This is a genomic window from Stenotrophomonas sp. DR822 (genome assembly GCF_019793815.1).
In the GTDB taxonomy this organism is placed as follows: Bacteria; Pseudomonadota; Gammaproteobacteria; order Xanthomonadales; family Xanthomonadaceae; genus Stenotrophomonas; species Stenotrophomonas indicatrix.
Genome location: NZ_CP081826.1, coordinates 187,201 through 204,835, shown reverse-complemented (window position 1 = coordinate 204,835; position 17,635 = coordinate 187,201). Strand labels below are relative to the sequence as shown.

15 protein-coding genes and 1 pseudogene are annotated in these 17,635 nt (G+C 63.4%); 4 read left to right on the top strand and 12 right to left on the bottom strand.

Annotated elements, in window-relative coordinates; all coding sequences use genetic code 11:
* Positions 1-82: 82 nt before the first annotated feature.
* On the top strand, positions 83-739 hold the full coding sequence (gene fabR / locus K5K93_RS01010) for an HTH-type transcriptional repressor FabR (RefSeq protein ID WP_025878574.1): 657 nt from the start codon (positions 83-85) through the stop codon (positions 737-739).
* A gap of 126 nt (positions 740-865) precedes the next feature.
* On the opposite strand, the pseudogene K5K93_RS20200 reads toward fabR, so the two are convergent.
* Positions 866-970: pseudogene (locus K5K93_RS20200) on the bottom strand (transcriptional regulator MntR); the annotation flags it as partial.
* A gap of 79 nt (positions 971-1,049) precedes the next feature.
* Positions 1,050-1,526 carry a manganese-binding transcriptional regulator MntR gene (gene mntR / locus K5K93_RS01005; protein WP_025878571.1) on the bottom strand — a complete coding sequence of 159 codons (477 nt, stop codon included), beginning with the start codon at positions 1,524-1,526 and terminating at the stop codon, positions 1,050-1,052.
* Positions 1,527-1,643: 117 nt separating this feature from the next.
* On the opposite strand from mntR, the gene K5K93_RS01000 reads away from it, so the two are divergent.
* Positions 1,644-2,975, top strand: a complete 1,332-nt coding sequence (locus K5K93_RS01000) for an Nramp family divalent metal transporter (protein WP_222389219.1) — start codon at positions 1,644-1,646, stop codon at positions 2,973-2,975.
* A gap of 93 nt (positions 2,976-3,068) precedes the next feature.
* On the opposite strand, the gene K5K93_RS00995 is transcribed toward K5K93_RS01000, so the two are convergent.
* The 4 genes from K5K93_RS00995 to K5K93_RS00980 form a co-directional block, all read right to left on the bottom strand.
* Complete coding sequence (locus K5K93_RS00995; protein ID WP_222389212.1) at positions 3,069-3,395, bottom strand: thioredoxin family protein; 327 nt, start codon at positions 3,393-3,395, stop codon at positions 3,069-3,071.
* Entirely contained in the window at positions 3,367-3,846 is a 480-nt protein-coding gene (locus K5K93_RS00990; protein WP_261311984.1) for a flavodoxin, read from the bottom strand. Before K5K93_RS00990 ends, K5K93_RS00995 begins: the two co-directional genes overlap by 29 nt.
* A 13-nt stretch (positions 3,847-3,859) precedes the next feature.
* Positions 3,860-4,900 carry a ribonucleotide-diphosphate reductase subunit beta gene (locus K5K93_RS00985; RefSeq protein ID WP_222389207.1) on the bottom strand — a complete coding sequence of 347 codons (1,041 nt, stop codon included), beginning with the start codon at positions 4,898-4,900 and terminating at the stop codon, positions 3,860-3,862.
* Between the two features lie 113 nt (positions 4,901-5,013).
* Positions 5,014-7,341 (bottom strand): ribonucleoside-diphosphate reductase subunit alpha, encoded by a 2,328-nt coding sequence (locus tag K5K93_RS00980; protein ID WP_223482692.1) that lies wholly within the window; start codon positions 7,339-7,341, stop codon positions 5,014-5,016.
* Between the two features lie 482 nt (positions 7,342-7,823).
* Here K5K93_RS00980 and K5K93_RS00975 point away from each other — a divergent pair, with 482 nt between their 5' ends.
* The gene (locus tag K5K93_RS00975; protein WP_222389201.1) at positions 7,824-8,801 is read left to right on the top strand and encodes a zinc-binding dehydrogenase; all 978 of its coding nucleotides are present in this window, start codon (positions 7,824-7,826) and stop codon (positions 8,799-8,801) included.
* Positions 8,802-9,818: 1,017 nt separating this feature from the next.
* Here K5K93_RS00975 and K5K93_RS00970 read toward each other — a convergent pair.
* The 5 genes from K5K93_RS00970 to K5K93_RS00950 form a co-directional block, all read right to left on the bottom strand.
* Positions 9,819-12,182, bottom strand: a complete 2,364-nt coding sequence (locus K5K93_RS00970) for an AAA family ATPase (RefSeq protein ID WP_222389199.1) — start codon at positions 12,180-12,182, stop codon at positions 9,819-9,821.
* Between the two features lie 65 nt (positions 12,183-12,247).
* A complete protein-coding gene (gene betT, locus K5K93_RS00965; RefSeq protein ID WP_222389195.1) occupies positions 12,248-14,227 on the bottom strand; it encodes a choline BCCT transporter BetT in 1,980 nt (659 codons plus the stop codon).
* 201 nt (positions 14,228-14,428) lie between these two features.
* Complete coding sequence (locus K5K93_RS00960) at positions 14,429-14,809, bottom strand: VOC family protein (protein WP_093818540.1); 381 nt, start codon at positions 14,807-14,809, stop codon at positions 14,429-14,431.
* A gap of 67 nt (positions 14,810-14,876) precedes the next feature.
* A complete protein-coding gene (locus K5K93_RS00955; RefSeq protein WP_222389192.1) occupies positions 14,877-15,197 on the bottom strand; it encodes a multidrug efflux SMR transporter in 321 nt (106 codons plus the stop codon).
* The gene (locus K5K93_RS00950) at positions 15,197-15,550 is read right to left on the bottom strand and encodes an SMR family transporter (protein WP_088100152.1); all 354 of its coding nucleotides are present in this window, start codon (positions 15,548-15,550) and stop codon (positions 15,197-15,199) included. Before K5K93_RS00950 ends, K5K93_RS00955 begins: the two co-directional genes overlap by 1 nt.
* 161 nt (positions 15,551-15,711) lie before the next feature.
* On the opposite strand from K5K93_RS00950, the gene K5K93_RS00945 reads away from it, so the two are divergent.
* Positions 15,712-16,563: a LysR family transcriptional regulator gene (locus K5K93_RS00945; RefSeq protein WP_033831329.1), complete on the top strand. Its 852-nt coding sequence runs from the start codon at positions 15,712-15,714 to the stop codon at positions 16,561-16,563.
* A gap of 67 nt (positions 16,564-16,630) precedes the next feature.
* On the opposite strand, the gene K5K93_RS00940 is transcribed toward K5K93_RS00945, so the two are convergent.
* Positions 16,631-17,551, bottom strand: coding sequence for a M14 family metallocarboxypeptidase (locus K5K93_RS00940; RefSeq protein WP_025878557.1), 921 nt, complete (start codon positions 17,549-17,551; stop codon positions 16,631-16,633).
* Positions 17,552-17,635 lie beyond the last annotated feature (84 nt).

The following is a 17,635-nucleotide window of genomic DNA, read 5'->3' as shown; positions in this document are numbered from 1 at the left end:
TACGGCCGCACACACAGCTGTGTATACATGTGTATATTGCACCGGATTGGGTATGATTCAGCCTTGCCCCTCCGGAAGTACCATGGCCGCCGCCACCGTTCTGTCTCCGCCTGAAGATGCCAGCAGCCCGGCCCGCCGTACGGTGAGCCGCGAGGATCTGCTGGCCGCCGCGTTGAAACTGATCGGCCCGCATCGCAGCCTCTCCACCCTCAGCCTGCGCGAAGTCGCGCGCGAGGCGGGCATCGCACCCAACAGCTTCTACCGCCAGTTCCGCGACATGGACGAACTGGCCGTCGCCTTGATCGACGTGGCTGGGCGCTCGCTGCGCACCATCATCGGTGAAGCCCGCCAGCGCGCTACGTCCAGCGCCACCAGCGTGGTACGCGTGTCGGTGGAAACCTTCATGGAACAGCTGCGTGCCGACGACAAGCTGCTGCACGTACTGCTGCGCGAAGGCGCGGTCGGCTCGGACGATTTCAAGCACGCGGTCGAACGCGAACTGCACTACTTCGAAGAAGAACTGCAGCATGACCTGGTTCGCTTGGCCGCACTGGATGGCGCGGTGCTGTACAAGCCGGAACTGGTGTCGATGGCGATCACCCGGCTGGTGTTTGCGATGGGCGCTTCGGCCATGGACCAGCCCCCTGAGAACGATCCGGAACTGGTCGAACAGATCTCCACGATGATCCGCATGATCATCGTCGGCGCGCGCACTCCCGCCGCCTTCCGCCGCGGCTGACCGCTTCCGGTGCATGACCACCGGCACACCTGTGTGCGCACCGTGTAATGTCGAGTCAGCTGTAACGTAGAGCCAGGCCGCGCCTGGCTGGTCTCCCCAGCAAACCTGGTTCAGCCGCCCTCGGCACTTGCGCACGAATGCGCCGAACAGTGCCAGTGTCTGTTCGCTGACGTGGTGCTCGATGCCCTCGGCATCACGTCGCGCGGTATCCGGGTCCACGCCCAGCGCCAGGCGTTCAACCCTGGTAGCGCCGGGCCATGCCCGGCGAAATGCGTGAGACGGCAACGCCTCCGCCGGGCATGGCCCGGCGCTACCGTTCGGCGGAACCGCCCTCGGCCTTGCGCACGAATGCGTCGAACAGTGCCAGCGTCTGTTCGCTGACGTGGTGCTCGATGCCCTCGGCATCACGTCGCGCGGTATCCGGGTCCACGCCCAGCGCCAGCAGGAAGCGCTCCACGGTCTGGTGGCGCTGGCGGCTGGCATGGGCCAGCGCCTCGCCCTCCGGGGTCAGGAACACGCCGCGGTACGGGCGCTGCACCACCCAGCCATCGCGGGCCAGCCGGCGCAGCATCTTCGCCACGGTCGGCTGGGCCACACCGAGGCGGGTGGCGATGTCGACCTGGCGGGCCTCGCCGCCGTCGGCCAGCAGGTCGGAGATCAGCTCGACATAATCCTCCACCAGCTCCATCCGGTGTGCTTCGCGCACTTGCCGGAAGCTCTCGACCTGGCGCTCGGCCTCGATCAAGGGGGTGCTTTTCAGCGATGTCGAATCGTCCGTCTTGCCCACGCGTGTGCCTGTCCTGCAGTTGTCAGCCGGGTGCGAACCTGAATTCTGGACCAGTGACGCAGTAAAGACGATTGTTTCACATTGCTATGCGATATAGCAGTGGCTATATTGGCAGCCATGAACACTGTCGCGCCCACCGACTCTCCGGCCTCCACCGCGGCCAGCCTGGGTGCGCTCAACGCGTCGATCGCCGTGCCCGAAAAGGGCCACTGGTGGTTCCGGCTGCTGGCCTTCCTGGGCCCCGGCTACATGGTGTCGGTGGGTTACATGGATCCGGGCAACTGGGCGACCGATCTCGCAGGTGGCTCACGCTTCGGCTATCTGCTGCTGTCGGTCATCCTGATCTCCAACCTGATGGCGGTGATCCTGCAGGCGCTGTCGGCACGGCTGGGCATCGCCACCGGCATGGACCTGGCGCAGGCCTGCCGTGCGCGCTACCCCAACCCGGTGAACCTGGCGCTGTGGGCGTTGTGCGAAGCGGCGATCATCGCCTGCGACCTGGCCGAAGTGATCGGCACGGCCATCGCGCTGAAACTGTTGTTCGATCTGCCGCTGCTGTGGGGCGCGGTGATCACCGCGCTGGACACGCTGCTGGTGCTGCTGTTGATGAACCGCGGTTTCCGCGCGCTGGAAGCCTTCGTGATTGCGCTGCTGCTGGTGATCTTCGGCTGCTTCATGGTGCAGATCGCGCTGGCCGCGCCGCCGGTGATGCAGGTGCTGGGCGGTTTCATTCCGCGCGCGCAGGTGGTCACCGATCCGCACGCGCTGTACATCGCCATCGGCATCATCGGTGCCACGGTGATGCCGCACAACCTGTACCTGCATTCTTCCATCGTGCAGACCCGTGCCTATCCACGCACCGATGAAGGCCGTCGCAGCGCGCTGCGCTGGGCGGTGACCGACAGCACCTTTGCCTTGACCCTGGCGCTGTTCATCAACGCCAGCATCCTGATCCTGGCGGCGGCGGTATTCCATGCCAACGGCCGCTTCGACGTGGAAGACATCGAGCAGGCGCACCAGTTGCTGGCACCGATGCTGGGCGTCGGCCTGGCCTCGACATTGTTCGCAGTGGCGCTGCTCGCCTCCGGCCTGAACTCCACCGTGACCGCGACACTGGCCGGGCAGATCGTGATGGAAGGGTTCCTGCGCCTGCGCCTGCCACCGTGGCTGCGGCGGCTGATCACCCGCGCACTGGCGATCATTCCGGTGGTGGTGGTCATCATGCTGTTCGGCGACCAGGGCGCGGTGAAGCTGCTGGTGCTGAGCCAGGTGGTGCTGTCCATGCAGCTGCCCTTCGCGATCATCCCGCTGGTACGCATCGTGACCGACAAAGTGACGATGGGCGCGCTGGTGGCACCGCGCTGGCTGGGCGGCATTGCCTGGGTGATCGCGCTGGTGATCGTGGTGCTGAACGTGAAGCTGCTGGTGGATACGTTCGCAGCCGGTTGATCCGCGCGGTGGGAATCCGCCGGGCATGGCCCGGCGCTACCGCTGGCGACCTGCAGTAGATCCACGCCACGCGTGGATGTGGCATGACCGGCGCTACAGGAACTCCGCGATGGCCGCTTCGATCTGCTGCGGCGACTGGAAACCCGGCATGCGCATGCGCTCGTCACCGTCCAGGAACAGCAACAGCGTAGGGGTCTGCCGCAGGCCCAGCTCGCGGAAGAACGCCTCGCCCACCACCTCCAGCTGCACCCGCAGCAGGGTCGTGCCCTGCCCTGCAGTGCCGCTGGCCACCCGCTGCAGCGACATGTCCAGCATCCGGCAGCCCGGGCACTGGTCCTTGTGGAAGTCCACCAGCACGCGTGGATGGTCGGCCAGCAGCTGCTGGAACTGCTCAGGCGTGGTGGCGTCGATGATCTGCATCGGTGGTACTCCAGTAGTGATCCAGGACCGCATCGGTCCAGGTATCGATGGCCGCGGCATGCCGCCGGCCATGTGGCATCTGTTCGATCTCCAGCGGCGGGTAGCCACTGTGGAAATAGCGGATCAGCCGGTGCACCGCACCGCAGTAGTACTCCTGCCCCCACTGCGTTTCACCGGTGCCGAACACCGCCACCTGCCGCGGCTGCTGGCCGCGCTCGGCGATGCCTGCCACCCAGGCCTTCATCTCCGATGGCGTGCGCCCGGCGTTGTCGGTCCAGCAGCCCAGCAGCACCAGGTCGGCCTCATCCACCGGCAACGGCGGGCCCTGGCGCAGGTCGTCGGCCTCCTGCCAGTGCACGGCGTGGCCTGCGGCCCGGCAACGCGCGGCGATGTGGCGGCCGAGCTCACGGGTGTTGCCGCTGAGCGACGCCACCACGATCAGGATGCGCAGCGCCGGGCCGCGCTCAGAGGTCGTCGAAGCCGTTGTCGACGTTGGTCTTCTTGTAGCTTGCATTGCGCATCTCGAAGAAGTCGGTCTTGGTCTCGGTGAAGTTGTCGGCGTAGGCCTTGATCCACGGCATCACGTTGTCGGTGGTGTCGCTGTACAGGCGCTCGATGCCGAGCATGCCGGCCATCTTGTTGGCGCGGTACTTCACGTAGCGCACCATCTCGTCCACGTCGATGCCATCGATGCCATCGAGCACCTCCGCCGACCACTGGGTTTCCAGATCGATGGCGTGTTCGAACGACTGGTGCACGTAGGCGGTCAGCTCGTTGGTCTGCAGTTCCGGGTTCTCGCCGATGATGGCGCGGATCAGCTCGCTGATGAACTTGGTGTGGGCCAGTTCGTCACGATTGATGAAGCTGATGATCTTGCCGGTGCCGTTCATGCGGTTCTGCCGCACCATGTTGTAGAAGTACGCGAAGCCGGAATAGAAGTTGATGCCTTCCAGGATCGAGGACTGGATCAGCGACTTCAGCAGGGTTTCGGCGGTCTTCTCGCGCATGAAATCGTCATAGGCCCCCATGATCGGTGCGTTGCGCTTGATGATGGTGGGATGGGTGCGGGCGATCTCGAAGATGCGGTTCTGGTTGGGCAGGTCGGTGATCGAGGCCAGCACGTAGCTGTAGCTCTCGTTGTGGATCACCTCCTGCTGGCCGATGATCGCCGCGTTGGCGTGCGCGGCCGGATCGGTGATGTACTCGGCGACGTTGTAGATGAAGCGCGTCTGCGGCGAATCCAGCGTGGCCAGCAGGCCGATGATGGAATCGTAGGCGTTCTTCTCGCGCGCGTTGAGCTCGCCGTACTGGCGTGCATCCACCTTCATGTCCACTTCGTCGGGGATCCAGAAGTTGGTCGACAGTTCCTTGTAGGCGCGATAGAACGACGGGTACGGAATGTCGTTCCAGTTCAGGATGCCGCTGGTGCGGCCGTTGATGATGCCGGTGCTGCGGTTGGGGTGGCGCGGTTCGAGGATCTTGATGCGGTCCAGGGGTGTTGCCATGGTCTTTCCTGCAGAGGTAGCGCCGGGCCATGCCCGGCGGAAGGTGAGGTGCGGTGGCCGCGCAGTGCGCTCGCCGGGCATGGCCCGGCGCTACCGCGGCTGGAGCGCAGCGATCAGCTCGAGCACCACTCGCATTCGCTGATGTCGATGTCGTTGGAGCGCACGTAGTAGGTGGTCTTCAACCCTTCCCGCCAGGCGCTCAGGTGCAGCTCCAGCAGGGTGCTGGCGCGGATCGTGCTGGGCACGTACAGGTTGAAGCTGATCGACTGGTCCACATGGCGCTGGCGGCGTGCGTTCTGCCGCACGCTGGCGAACTGATCGACCTTGTAGGCACCCTTCTCGTAGTACGGCCAGGTGTCCAGCGACAGGCCAGGCGCGGCCACCGGTCGTCGGAAGTCCTTCTTTTCCTCGTAGTAGAACGCGCTGTAGATCGGATCGATCGACGCGGTGGAGCCGGCGATCTGCGCGGTGCTCATGTTCGGCGCCACCGCCAGCAGCCAGCCATTGCGCAGGCCGTTGGTGGCCACCTCGCGCGCAAGACTGTCCCAGGCCGCACCGCTGTAATCGCGGTCACGGAAATAGTTGCCGTTGTGCCAGTCGCTGCCAGCGAACATCGGATAGCTGCCCTTCTCCTTGGCCAGCTGCGCGCTGGCCTGGATGGTCAGGAAGTTGATGCGCTCGAACAGGCGATCGGACAGTTCCTCGGCCTCGGGCGATTCCCAATGGATCGCCTGCTGTGCCAGCAGGTGGTGCCAGCCGAACGTGCCCAGGCCTATGGCGCGGTACTTGCGGTTGGTGATGGTGGCCTGCGGCACCGGCAGCGCATTGAGATCGATCACGTTGTCGAGCATGCGTACCTGGATCGGAATCAACCGTTCCAGCACATCCTTGGCCAGCAGATCCTCGGGGGCGGTGATGGCACGGCCGAGGTTGATCGACGACAGATTGCAGACCACGAAGTCGCCCGCGCGGCGGGTAGTGACGATCTGGTCGCCGCTGACGATCTCCTGGATCATCCGCGTCGGGCTCATGTTCTGCAGGATCTCGGTGCACAGGTTGCTGGAATAGACCATGCCCGCATGCTTGTTCGGGTTCTTCCGGTTCACTTCGTCGCGGTAGAACAGGAACGGGTTGCCGGTTTCCAGCTGGCTGAGCATGATCCGCTTGAACAGGTCGATCGCCTTCACCGTGCGACGGCTGATGCGCTCGTCGGCCACCAGTTCGGCGTAGCGGTCGCGGAAGCTGCCCTGCCCTCGCTTCTCGTCGTAGAAATCCTGCAGGTACCAGCCTTTGGCCTGCTTCACCTCGTGCGGATCGAACAGGTACCAGTCGGCACGGCGCTCGACGGCCTCCATGAACAGGTCCGGCACGCAGATGGCGGTGAACACATCATGCGCACGCAGGCGCTGGTCGCCGTTGTTCAGGCGCAGGTCCATGAACGCCTCGATGTCGCGGTGCCAGATGTCCAGGTACACCGCCACTGCACCCTTGCGCTGGCCGAGCTGGTCGACCGACACCGCCGTGTTGTTGAGCTGCTTGATCCACGGCACCACGCCGCCGGACGAGTTGGGCACGCCGCGGATCGGCGCGCCACTGCTGCGCACGTACCCCAGGTACGCACCCACACCACCACCGTGCTTGGACACGCGGGCGATGTCGGTGTTGGAGTCATAGATGCCCTGCAGGCTGTCGTCCACCGTGTCGATGAAGCAGCTCGACAGCTGGCCGCCGACCTTGCCGGCATTGGCCAGGGTCGGCGTGGCCACGGTCATGTACAGGTTGGACAACGCCCAGTACGCCTCGCCCACCAGCTGCATGCGGCGCACGCGGCCGCTCTCACCAGCCCCGCCCTCGTTCTGCATCAGGTACAGGGCAATGGTCAACCAACGTTCCTGCGGCAGCTCATACACCTCGCGGCTGCGATCGGTAGCCAGGTAGCGCGTGGCCAGCAGGTACAGCCCGTTGTAGGCGAACAGACGATCGCGCTCGGGGTCGATCATCTCGCCGGCCTGCTGCAGCTCTTCCTTCGAATAGCAGCGCAGGATGTCGTTGCTGTAGATGCCGCGATCGGCCAGGCTTTCCTGCAGGCCCACGTAGGAACCGTACTTCAGGCTGACATCGTAGAAGCGGTTGCGGCTGGCGCGCTTGTACAGCCGGCGCAGGTACAGGCGTGCAGCGAACTGTTCCCACTGCGGCGCGACAAGGTCGACGCGCGATTCCGCTTCGCGGATCAGCAGATCCACCAGATCATCGGCGCTGATGCTGGGCTTGCGTTCGACCATCGCCAGCACCACGCGGCGATAGTCGGCCACATCCAGCTGCGGCAGCTCGGCGTGGATGGTATCGATGCTGCGCAGCAGGCGCGCCGCATCGAACGGCAGGCGACGATTGCCGGCTTCCTTGGTGATCCAGGTCGGCACGCGCTCGCCGCTGGCGCGCATGGCGTCGCCGGCGCCGGCCAGGTCGGCCACGCGGAAGGTACTGTCGGTCATGGTGGTGGAACTCCAGGCTCGTGCGCGCGTCGGCGCCCGATGCCATGGCGGCCCTGCACGCGATACCGGCGCACGGGGCGAACGGGTGAAGTGCCAAGGGGCGGGAACACAGGTCGTCGGCATCTGCCTGCGCCTGCGGCCGGTATCCGGGCCGTGGGGGCGACCTGCGTCCGCACGGTGGCGGCCGCGTCGACACGGCAAGCCTTCAGGGGCGGGCCGCGGGACGTTTGCTGCATGTCCGGCGGCGGCGGCTGACCGGGAGTGACAGCCCCAACATAGTGGGGATATCCCGAGCCGTCAACACAAGATGCGGTGATCGTGCGCCAACGCGACCATCGGTCGCAGGATGCCGTGTTGCACGTGCGCGGCCTTGTCGACGCCGGGCGCATCCCCAGTTCGGTACAACGTCAACTTTCATTGGAACACCGCCCATGCGCGCTGCCCTGTACTCCTCCTTCGGCGATCCATCCCAGGTCCTTGCCGTTGCCGATGCCCCCCTGCCCGAACCCGGTCCCGGCGAAGTACGCATCCGCACCGTGCTGGCCTCGATCCACAACCACGATCTGCTGACCGTGCGTGGCCTGTATGGCTACAAGCCGACGCTGCCGGCGATCGGCGGCAGCGAAGCACTGGGCGTGGTCGATGCGCTCGGCGAAGGCGTCGACGGCCTGCAGATCGGCCAGCGGGTTGCCGCCGCCTCGGTGCACGGCACCTGGGCCGAGGCGTTCATCGCACCGGCGCGGATGGTGATCCCGATGCCGGACGCGATCGCCGATGAAACGGCCGCACAGCTGATCGCCATGCCCCTGAGCGCGTTGATGCTGCTGGAATTCCTGCACGTCGAGCAGGGCCAGTGGATCGTGCAGAACACCGCCAACGGTGCCGTCGGCAAATCGCTGGCGATGCTCGCAAAGGCGCGCGGCGTGCACGTGGCCAACCTGGTGCGCAATGCCGAGGCCGTGGCGCAACTGCAGGCACTGGGCATCGATCACGTGTTCGATACCTCGGTGGACGGCTGGAAGGACCGCGTGCGCGAAGCCACCGGGCAAGCGCAGGCCGCTGCTGCAGTCGATTCCATCGGTGGCGATGCCAGCGGCGACCTGGTCGACCTGCTCGGCCACCACGGCACCCTGGTCTCTTTCGGTGTGATGAGCGGCGAACCGATGCGCATTCCCGCCGGCGGCCTGATCTACAAGGAAGCCACGGTGAAGGGCTTCTGGGGCAGCAAGGTCAGCCAGGCAATGGCGGTGGAAGACAAGCGGCGGTTGGTGGGTGAACTGCTGAAGCGTGCGGCCGGGGGTGAACTGACCCTGCCGGTGGAGCAGATCTTCGCATTGGACGACATCGCCCAGGCGGCGAAAGCCGGCGCCGGCTCGGGCCGCAATGGCAAGGTGCTGCTGCGCGCGTGATGCCCACGGGGTCGGATCCCTTTCCGAAGGGGAAGGGCTCTGACCGTGCAGGAGGGTGCGGACCAACGGTCCGCACCCTCCAAAGACAAGGGCCATGCCCGGCGTGGCTGCATCAACGGCTCAGGTGCAGGAACTGCAGGTGCCGTTCGTACTGGCTGATGATGTCGTTGATGATCTGCTTGCGGCTGTAGCCGACCAGGTCGTAATCCTGGACGCCATTGAACAATTGCACTTTAGCAATTGCGCTGAAGCAGCGGCCGGTCGAACTGCGATCTAAAGACCACCAAGAACCACTTTCAATTGCTCACGAAACCGCACGTAGTCCCCGTTAGCAGGCACGGCGATACCAGACACCAACCCATCTATTAAATCGAGTGATTTGGCTAGCCCTGGGCTTCCGGCGACTCTAGTTTCGACCTTCGAGACCTTGTTAAGCACAGAACTACACAGGTGTCTCCCCTTGTCGGTCAGGCCGACGAAGACGGCGACGGACGAGTGCCCATCACTAACCCGGCGCATCCAAACATGATCCCCATAAGCATCATAAACGGGATGGAAAAAATGGACGGAGTCAACTGGCCTCGGATACCTTCGACCGCTTTTATCCAACGCCAACATCCAGTCATGATTTGTCTTAATCCCATTGCATCTTGGGCAAGAAATGGCAAGATTCCAAAAGCAAAAACTAAATTGGGGATAGTGTGAACGAGGCAGGACGTGTTCAACGGGCCTCCCACCTTTGGATCCAATTAATTCGCCCCTACAATAACAGCAGCGCCCACCCTGAACTGCGGCGCGATAGTCTCTGAATCCTGATTGGAGGATGCGCCACGTAATTTTTCTCCCATCAATCAGTTCATCAAACTTCTGGCTTTCGGCCCAAAGATCAACCCTGCGCCTCATTGACGAAAAGTAGAGACTGCGCAAAGCTTTTCTCGCGGGACCAGCATCAAGCAGAACCTTAGTTGGCTTTGACCAATACTGTTTCACAGCAGAATTCACTCCAGGCATCCTCAATCAGCCCCCTGCATTGAGGTGTGCGTGACTTTCAACCTCACCTATTGCCAGGCGCGCCATCCTTAAGAGCTCCATGTCCTTGCCTCTCTGCGCCTCATCCACGCACCCTTTGGCAGCCGAAATCAATTGCAAAAGACGATCCGCGTCAGCCAGAGCGATTTCCACCCTGCGTCCAACCGGCTGATCATCGTTACAAGCCTCAACAGCCGTAGAAACAATCCTCGCACAATCTTCATATAGATCCAAACTGCCAGGGGTGTACACGCTGAAACCATCCAGCAGTGCCCGCCCAACCGAATTCCGGTCGGAGAGCTCCATCTCCTGCAAACTGCCCGAGGAGGCCGAATAGACAACTCCCGCCGCATCGTTCGCACCTGCAATAAGAATTGGCGAGTGCGTTGCGACAACGAACGTTACTCCGAGTTCTCCAGACATTCTTGAGAACAGAATTGGCATTAACCTCTGCCACTTAGCGTGAAGACTAATCTCCGGCTCATCCACAAGGAACACGACCCCTTGCCCCATATTCCTCACAACAACAAGCAGCAAGTGAACGATGTGCCGTTCGCCCGAGCTCAAACCTGCGAATGGAACAATTTCACCATCTCTCATTTTTCGCCGGAAGCATGGCTGATAGCCGGCGATAGATCGACCCGCCAACTCACCTATCTCCACAAAGGCGGAATCCTTCGCGGACCGCCCTCCACCCGGAAGCAGGTACACACCCTCCTGGAATCCACACTCACCGAGAAAACCTCTCAACCTTTCAAGTCTAGCTGGATCTGAGCTGATAGCTTCAATATCTCGAAGCAAACTTCTCTCAAACTCCTTTCCACTAGCCCTACCCTTTGAATCCAGGAGCCCGCGATAAACATATTTCAAACCAATGTCAACAGAGGACTTTATCGACCAAAACCTATCATTCACTGAAAAGGCAATCGCCACACAAACCACCCCATCATTGGAAAATCTCCGAGCCAAATCCGCCAACAGAAAACTTTTCCCTTCACCATTGTCGCCAATCACATAAAAGCAAGACCCGGGAGAAGAATTAACATCAGACCATAACTTATCACTTCGGATTGGAGAAAACAGATCTTCTCCCGCAATAGATACAGCTCCAGCCCGGGGAATCAAAATACTAGGATCCGCCTCAGCAGCCTGATCCTCGACGTATTCGATCAACCCAGAAGACGCCGCAAGCTCGTCCAAACCTTCTCTATTTACAACCTTCTCAACCGACGGACTGAGTGCCCAGCGACTACCAACATCAAAAACCCGATCAATACCAAGTGCCCTCCCAACAATTAGGCCTCCGATCTCGGCTTTATCCTCAAGCCCAAGCGAAAGCCCATCGGGAATGGAGGAAAGATCTGTCACAAGCACCGCATCTCGCCGGCGCTCATGCCTGGATAGAATCAGTACGACTCGGGCACTCTTAGAAGAACCAGTCGGCATCGCGACGAGACCATGTATCCAACCCTTGGATGCAAGCTCAGACAGCTTTCGCTGGTACGTTGGCCGCGCCAGTGACGACGAAGGCAAGATTAGAGCGACCAATCTCTCGCCCGAAACGATTTCATGCAACTGCTCAATCCACCTCCAGTTCCTTGAAGGGGGCAAGTCTCGACCCGCAAAACTCGCCGAGATGGACTCACCCTCAATAACATGAAGATCGACCACGTCTGCCGACTGCTGAACTTCAACTCCATTGCATCGAAGGCGTATCCACCACAGCGCAGCTCCGGCTCGACTCAACGCAGGAGCACCAAGCGGGGCGATGAGGCGCGGGGTGGAACGGGAGCGAATAGCGGCCTCCGACACAACATTACCCGACCATGCGGTTGATTCGGATAGCCTTGAATTGCCCCCTACCAAGGCAGCGCAAAAGAGTGTCTCCACCGTGCGAGACGATGCCGCACCTCGATAGCGCAAATAGAGTTCATTCAAAAAAACTACAATGCCAAGCCCATCGAAGCTCGGAAGCCATTGACGAAGAGATGAATAGACAGCGCGCACATTTTCATGGCTCGGTGGCTCCGCCCTCCATTGAGGAGCCCCCGCCCAAGCAACCAGCGCGCCAACCAATCTACTCCAAGCAACTTCAGACCGTCCCTGCTTGGAATCTTCCTCGCCAACTAGATCATTCAGAAGCGAAGAGAATTTATCGGGCTCAATGAAACTCTTAATGTCGCGAAAATTTTCAATCTCGGACTTGAGTGACCCATAATTCAATGAGTCATACAGGCAAATTATGTAAACGAGAGCGAGGAGAGGCTCTCGCTCTTCCTTGTCACGCCCGATTTTTACAATCAACGCCCAAGTCCGTTTCGCGCTCAGCGCGCGCAGATCGTTACCATCCATGATCGATAAGTTAGCAGTTCATGTGAACGCGAAGTGTAGATCACACCTTTCACTCCGGTCGAGGTTCAACGGCTCAGGTGCAGGAACTGCAGGTGCCGTTCGTACTGGCTGATGATGTCGTTGATGATCTGCTTGCGGCTGTAGCCGACCAGGTCATAGTCCTGGCTACCCTCGTACAGATGCACTTCGGCGCGGTAGTAGCGCTGGTTGCGCAGTTGCTGCGCGGCGAAGGACGGGGTCAGGTAGCCACTGAGGATCACCCGGTACTGGAAGTCCTGCTGCTCGCCGTGGTTGACCGACAGCTCCATGTCGCCCGCTTCGAACCGCGTCTGCACGTCCCAGCCCTGCTCGCGCAGCTGCTCGGCCACCGCCTCCATCGCCGGCTTCACCGTGTCATCCATGAAGCGGTACACCTGGTCGCGTACCGGGAAGTGCATGGCCTGGGTCAGGCGCTGGCGCCAGCCCTGGTGGTGGCGGTCATCGCCGATCAGCGGCGATGGCCTGAACTGCTGCGCGCGCTTGCGATGCGACTCGTCACTGAAGGCGCGGGTCAGGCCCCACATCATCAACAGCAGCACCGCCGAGAACGGCAACGAGGCCAGCACCACTGCGGATTTCAGCGCATCGATGCTGCCCGCCAGCAGCAGGCCGGCGGTCAGCACCGCGATCACCGTGCCCCAGAACACGCGCAGCCAGCGCGGGCCATCGTCCTCCGGCGCACCGCCATGCGAGGACAGCGTGGACAGCACCACCGCCCCGGAATCGGCCGACGTCACGAAGAAGATGAAGCTGACCAGCACGGTCACCCCGATCACCGCCTTGCTCCACGGGTAGCTGTCCAGCAACGCGTACAGCACCGTCGGTGGGTCATCCACCGCCAGCTGCGCCAACTGCTGCTGGCCGTGGTGCAGCACCTGGTCCAGCGCGCTGTTGCCGAAGATCGACAGCCACGCCAGGGTGAAGCCGAGCGGGATCAGCAATACGCCGAACACGAACTCGCGGATGGTGCGGCCGCGCGAGATGCGCGCGATGAACAGGCCGACGAACGGCGCCCAGCCGATCCACCAGGCCCAGTAGAACACCGTCCAGCCGCCCAGCCATTCCGGCCGGCCGCCATAGGCGTATACGTCGAAACTCTTGCCCACCACGCTGCCCAGGTAGTCGCCCAAGTTCTGCATCAGCGTGCTGAGCAGGTACTGGGTGGGGCCGGCGCACAGCATGAACAGCACCAGCGCAATCGCCAGCAGCATGTTGATGTTGGCCATCCAGCGCACGCCCTTCTCCACGCCGGACACGGCCACCGCGACCGCCGCGCCCATCATCGCCACCACCAGCAGGATCTGCACCATGTTCGAGTGCGGCACGTTGAACAGGTGCGACAGCCCAGCGTTGAGGTGCAGCACGCCGAAGCCCATGTCCGCACCGATGCCGAACACGGTGGCAACAATGCCCAGGGCATCGACGGTGTAGCCGATGGGGCCGTTGATGCGCTTGCCGATCAATGGATACAGCGCCGAGCGCAGCGCCAGTGGCAGGTTGTGCCGGTAGGCGAAATAGGCCATCGCCATCGCCGCCAGCGCGAACACGCCCCAGCCATGCAGGCCCCAGTGCAGGAACAGCAGCTGCATGGCCTGGCGCGCACCGGCCTCGCCCGCGGCCGGATCACCCTGCGGCGGCTGCAGGTAGTGGGTCAGCGGCTCGGAAACGCAGAAGAAGAACAGGGTGATGCTGATGCCTGCTGCGAACAGCATGCCGGCCCAGGAGAGGTAGCTGAACTCCGGTTCGTCATGGTCGGCACCGAGCTTGATGCCGCCGTATTTGGACAACGCCACGCCGACCACGAACACCAGGTACAGGGTCATCGCCAGCAGGTAGTACCAGCCGACGTTGAGCGCGGCCCAGTCCTGCGCCTTGACCAGCAGGCGACCGGCGCCGAGCGGAAACAGGCTGACGAACAGTGCGAAGGCAACGACGACGATCGCCGCGAAGGCGAAAACGGGCCGCAGGGTTCGCACCGGCTGATGTTGAGGCTCCAGTGCTTCCATGGGCAGCCATCTCCGGATCGATCAAAGAGTAAGCCTACCGATTCTGGCTGAATCGCAGTGGACACAGGATGAAGTCGTGGCATCGCGCAGGCACGATCGGCTGGATTTCCGTGCTACGCGCGCGCCGGCAGACCGACGGGCGTACCGGGTGGCGTTGTCACTCTGGTCCGATTACGACACGCCGCGTCCGGCACCGACGATTCAACCCATCACATGCACGGCGCACAGCTTGTTGCCGTCGGGATCCCGCAGGTAGGCCAGGTACAACTGGCGTCCAGCCTTGTGCCGCACGCCGGCCGGGTCTTCCACCGCGGTACCGCCGTGGGCGACTCCCGCTTCCTGCCAGGCATGCACCGCCTGCGGGTCTGCCAGCGCAAATCCGATGGTGCCGCCGTTGGCGTGGCACGCCGCCTGGCCATCGATGGGCGGGATGACCATGAACATCCGTCCATCCTTGACGTAGACCAGCTTGCCCTCGTCATCGAACACGCCTGCGCGACCGCCGATGGCAGTGAACAAGGCATCGTAGAAGCGGCGGGAAGCCGCCATGTCGTTGGTTCCGACGGTGACGTGACTGAACATGCGGGCACTCCGTTGCGGGAAAGCCCAAGTGTCGGCCACCTCACTGATCGCCGCAATCAAGCCGGGTTCACGCCGTACTGAGCAGCAGCACCGCCGCCGTGACCAGGCCGATGCCGATCCAACCGATCGGGCGCAGGCGGTTGCCGAACAGCAGGCGACCACAGGTGGCCGTACCGATCACGCCGATCGCGCCCCACATCGCATAGGCGGTCGCCAGGTCCATGTAGCGCACGGCCTGGCCCAGCAGGGCGAAGGCGATCCAGACCAGGACGATGGCGCCGACACCCCAACGCCAGCGACGGAAGCCATCGGATCTGGCCACCATCATGTTGGCGGCCACATCGATCAGCGCCGAGCAGATCACGAAAAACAAGGCCATCAAGTTCATCAGTGCGCCTCCCCGAGGGTGACACAGACGATGCCGACCACCGCCAGCACCAGGCCGGCCAGCTGCTGCAGCGACAGGCTCTCACCGAACACGCTGATGCCGACCACGGTCAGCAGGGTCAGGCCCAGGCCTTCCCACACCGCGTAGGCCACGCCGACGGCGATGCGGCGCACCGACAGCGCCAGGAAGTAATAGGAAAGCGCCAGCGCGGCGGCCATCACCACATAGCCGGTCCAGCCGCCATCGCGGGCGGCATGGGCCATGAAGGACGTGCCGACCACTTCGGCGACGATCGCCACGGTCAGGCAGGCCCAGGCGACGAAGGCGCCACGGGCGGGAACAGGTCGGGACATGTGAAGCTCCTTGCGCGACGGGGACCGCGCCCCGTCATCAGTAGATCCACGCCGTGCGTGGATGATCCGGAACGCCCCCGCAGACAGGGGCGACGGCGGTCAGTATCATCGTCTTTTACGGTGGTATCAAAATGGATTCCATCGACAGGAGCGATGGATCAATGCCCTATTCTCCCGAATCCCTGCAGGCCTTCGTCGAGGCCGCCGCGCTGGGCTCGTTCTCGGCGGCCGCGCGCCGGCTGCGCAAGACCCAGTCCACGGTCAGCACTGCCATTGCCCATCTGGAAGCGGACCTGGGCATGGTTCTGTTCGACCGCAGCGGCCGCTATCCGCAGCTGACCGACGCCGGCCGGCAGGTGCTGGGCCACGCGCAGGAAATCCTTGCCGCCGACGCGCGCCTGCAGCAACTGAGCGTGCGCCTGGCCGCACCCGTGGAGCCACGCCTGACCGTGGTGTTCTCCGATGTCTACCAGCTCGATCCGGCGCAACGTGTGCTGCAGCGGTTTGCCGAGGCATTTCCCGAGATCGAGCTGGAATGGCTGGATGCCGAGGGGCGCGACGTGCTGGAACTGGTTGATGCTGGCCGCGCCGGGCTGGGACTGCTGCCGCGCCAGGCGCAGTACCCCGATGCGTTGGTGGCCCAGCCCCTGGCCCACCACAGCGAACTGGCGGTGTACGTGGCCAGCGACCATCCGCTGGCGCAGGCCGGCGTGCGCGCAGCGGCGCAACTGGCCCGGCACCGGCAGGTGCGGCTGAGCGCGCAGGTCGACCACGCACCGCCGATCAGCGGGCCGGCATGGACCGCGTCGGACTACCTGATGGTGATGGAGATGGCCGAGGACGGCATCGGCTGGGCCGAGCTGCCGCGTGCGCTGGTGCAGCGCTACGACCGGGGCCGCCTGCTGGAACTGCGCGTGCCGGGCTGGCCGAGGCGCATCCACAGCGACCTGGTGTGGCGCCGCGATACGCCACCGGGGCCGGCAGCGTTGTGGTGGGCCGAGGCGTTGGGGTGAGCTACTGCCGGCCGCTGGCCGGCATCCCCTTGCCCCATGGTTGCCGGCCAGCGGCCGGCGCTACCGATCAACGATGGGCGAGCGCGTAATCGAGCGCCGAGCACACCGCCGCCACCTGCGCGTCGTTGCACTGCTGCGGCGTCGCGCGGGGGCTGTCCGGGTAGACCTCGGTGGTGGTGGTGTACTTCGCCCCGGTGATGCCCGCACACAGGCCCAGCGGCACCAGCGCGTACTCGATCACACCATGCGCGACCACCGGCGAACCGATGATCTCGCCCTTGTCGTCAGCCGGTGCGATATGGGTCACCTTCTCCACTTCGGCGACCACGGCCTGCTGGAAGGCCGGCTGCGGATTCCCGCTGTCGTCCACCAGGTAGAAGCCATCGGGAATCAGGCCCGGTTCGAACGGCTTGCCATCGCGCGCGGCGAGTGCGGGACGGAACTCGCTCTCGTCGCTGTCGGTGGTTTCGTGCAGGTCGATGTGCAGCACGAACTGGCCCTTCAACGGTGCGATCAGTTCGATCAGCGCCGTCGATTCACGGGCCGGGCCGTCCGCGCGGAAATTGCGGTTCGGGTCGATCGCATCGAAGTTCCAACGGTTGATGCGCTCGAAGCCCCACGGATTCACGCACGGCGCGACCAGCAGGTTGGCCTTGCCGGCGTAGTGGGCGGCATGTTTTTCGAGGAACTCCAGCGCTCCCATTACGCCACTGGTCTCGTAGCCATGCACGCCACCGGTCACCAGCGCGGCCGGCAACGCCGGGTTCCAGTCGCGGCTGCGCAGGGCGAACAGGGTGTAGGTCTCGCCTGCATAGTCGAGCTGGCCGTAGGCCACCTTGTCGAAATGCCCGGCCAGAGCATCGATGCGCGGCAGCACCTCCTCGTCGTAACGGCGCAGGCGCTGCTGGCGCGCACGCCACTGCTCCCTTTCCGCAACGCCCCACGGCTGGCCAGGGGTACCGACGGGGTAGAAAGCAGCAGTGGACATGGCAGTTCTCAGCGGGTCAGGAGGCAATCGGCCACTTTACCACCGGGCCAAAGCGCTGAACGGCGGACCGATTCCAATGGCGAA

Excerpts from the sequence above, each read along its gene's own strand:
- fabR (WP_025878574.1), top strand. The coding sequence starts at position 83 with ATGGCCGCCGCCACCGTTCTGTCTCCGCCTGAAGATGCCAGCAGCCCG.
- K5K93_RS01000 (WP_222389219.1), top strand. The coding sequence starts at position 1,644 with ATGAACACTGTCGCGCCCACCGACTCTCCGGCCTCCACCGCGGCCAGC.
- K5K93_RS00995 (WP_222389212.1), bottom strand. The coding sequence starts at position 3,395 with ATGCAGATCATCGACGCCACCACGCCTGAGCAGTTCCAGCAGCTGCTG.
- K5K93_RS00985 (WP_222389207.1), bottom strand. The coding sequence starts at position 4,900 with ATGGCAACACCCCTGGACCGCATCAAGATCCTCGAACCGCGCCACCCC.
- K5K93_RS00980 (WP_223482692.1), bottom strand. The coding sequence starts at position 7,341 with ATGCGCGCCAGCGGCGAGCGCGTGCCGACCTGGATCACCAAGGAAGCC.
- K5K93_RS00975 (WP_222389201.1), top strand. The coding sequence starts at position 7,824 with ATGCGCGCTGCCCTGTACTCCTCCTTCGGCGATCCATCCCAGGTCCTT.
- K5K93_RS00970 (WP_222389199.1), bottom strand. The coding sequence starts at position 12,182 with ATGGATGGTAACGATCTGCGCGCGCTGAGCGCGAAACGGACTTGGGCG.
- betT (WP_222389195.1), bottom strand. The coding sequence starts at position 14,227 with ATGGAAGCACTGGAGCCTCAACATCAGCCGGTGCGAACCCTGCGGCCC.
- K5K93_RS00960 (WP_093818540.1), bottom strand. The coding sequence starts at position 14,809 with ATGTTCAGTCACGTCACCGTCGGAACCAACGACATGGCGGCTTCCCGC.
- K5K93_RS00955 (WP_222389192.1), bottom strand. The coding sequence starts at position 15,197 with ATGAACTTGATGGCCTTGTTTTTCGTGATCTGCTCGGCGCTGATCGAT.
- K5K93_RS00950 (WP_088100152.1), bottom strand. The coding sequence starts at position 15,550 with ATGTCCCGACCTGTTCCCGCCCGTGGCGCCTTCGTCGCCTGGGCCTGC.
- K5K93_RS00945 (WP_033831329.1), top strand. The coding sequence starts at position 15,712 with ATGCCCTATTCTCCCGAATCCCTGCAGGCCTTCGTCGAGGCCGCCGCG.
- K5K93_RS00940 (WP_025878557.1), bottom strand. The coding sequence starts at position 17,551 with ATGTCCACTGCTGCTTTCTACCCCGTCGGTACCCCTGGCCAGCCGTGG.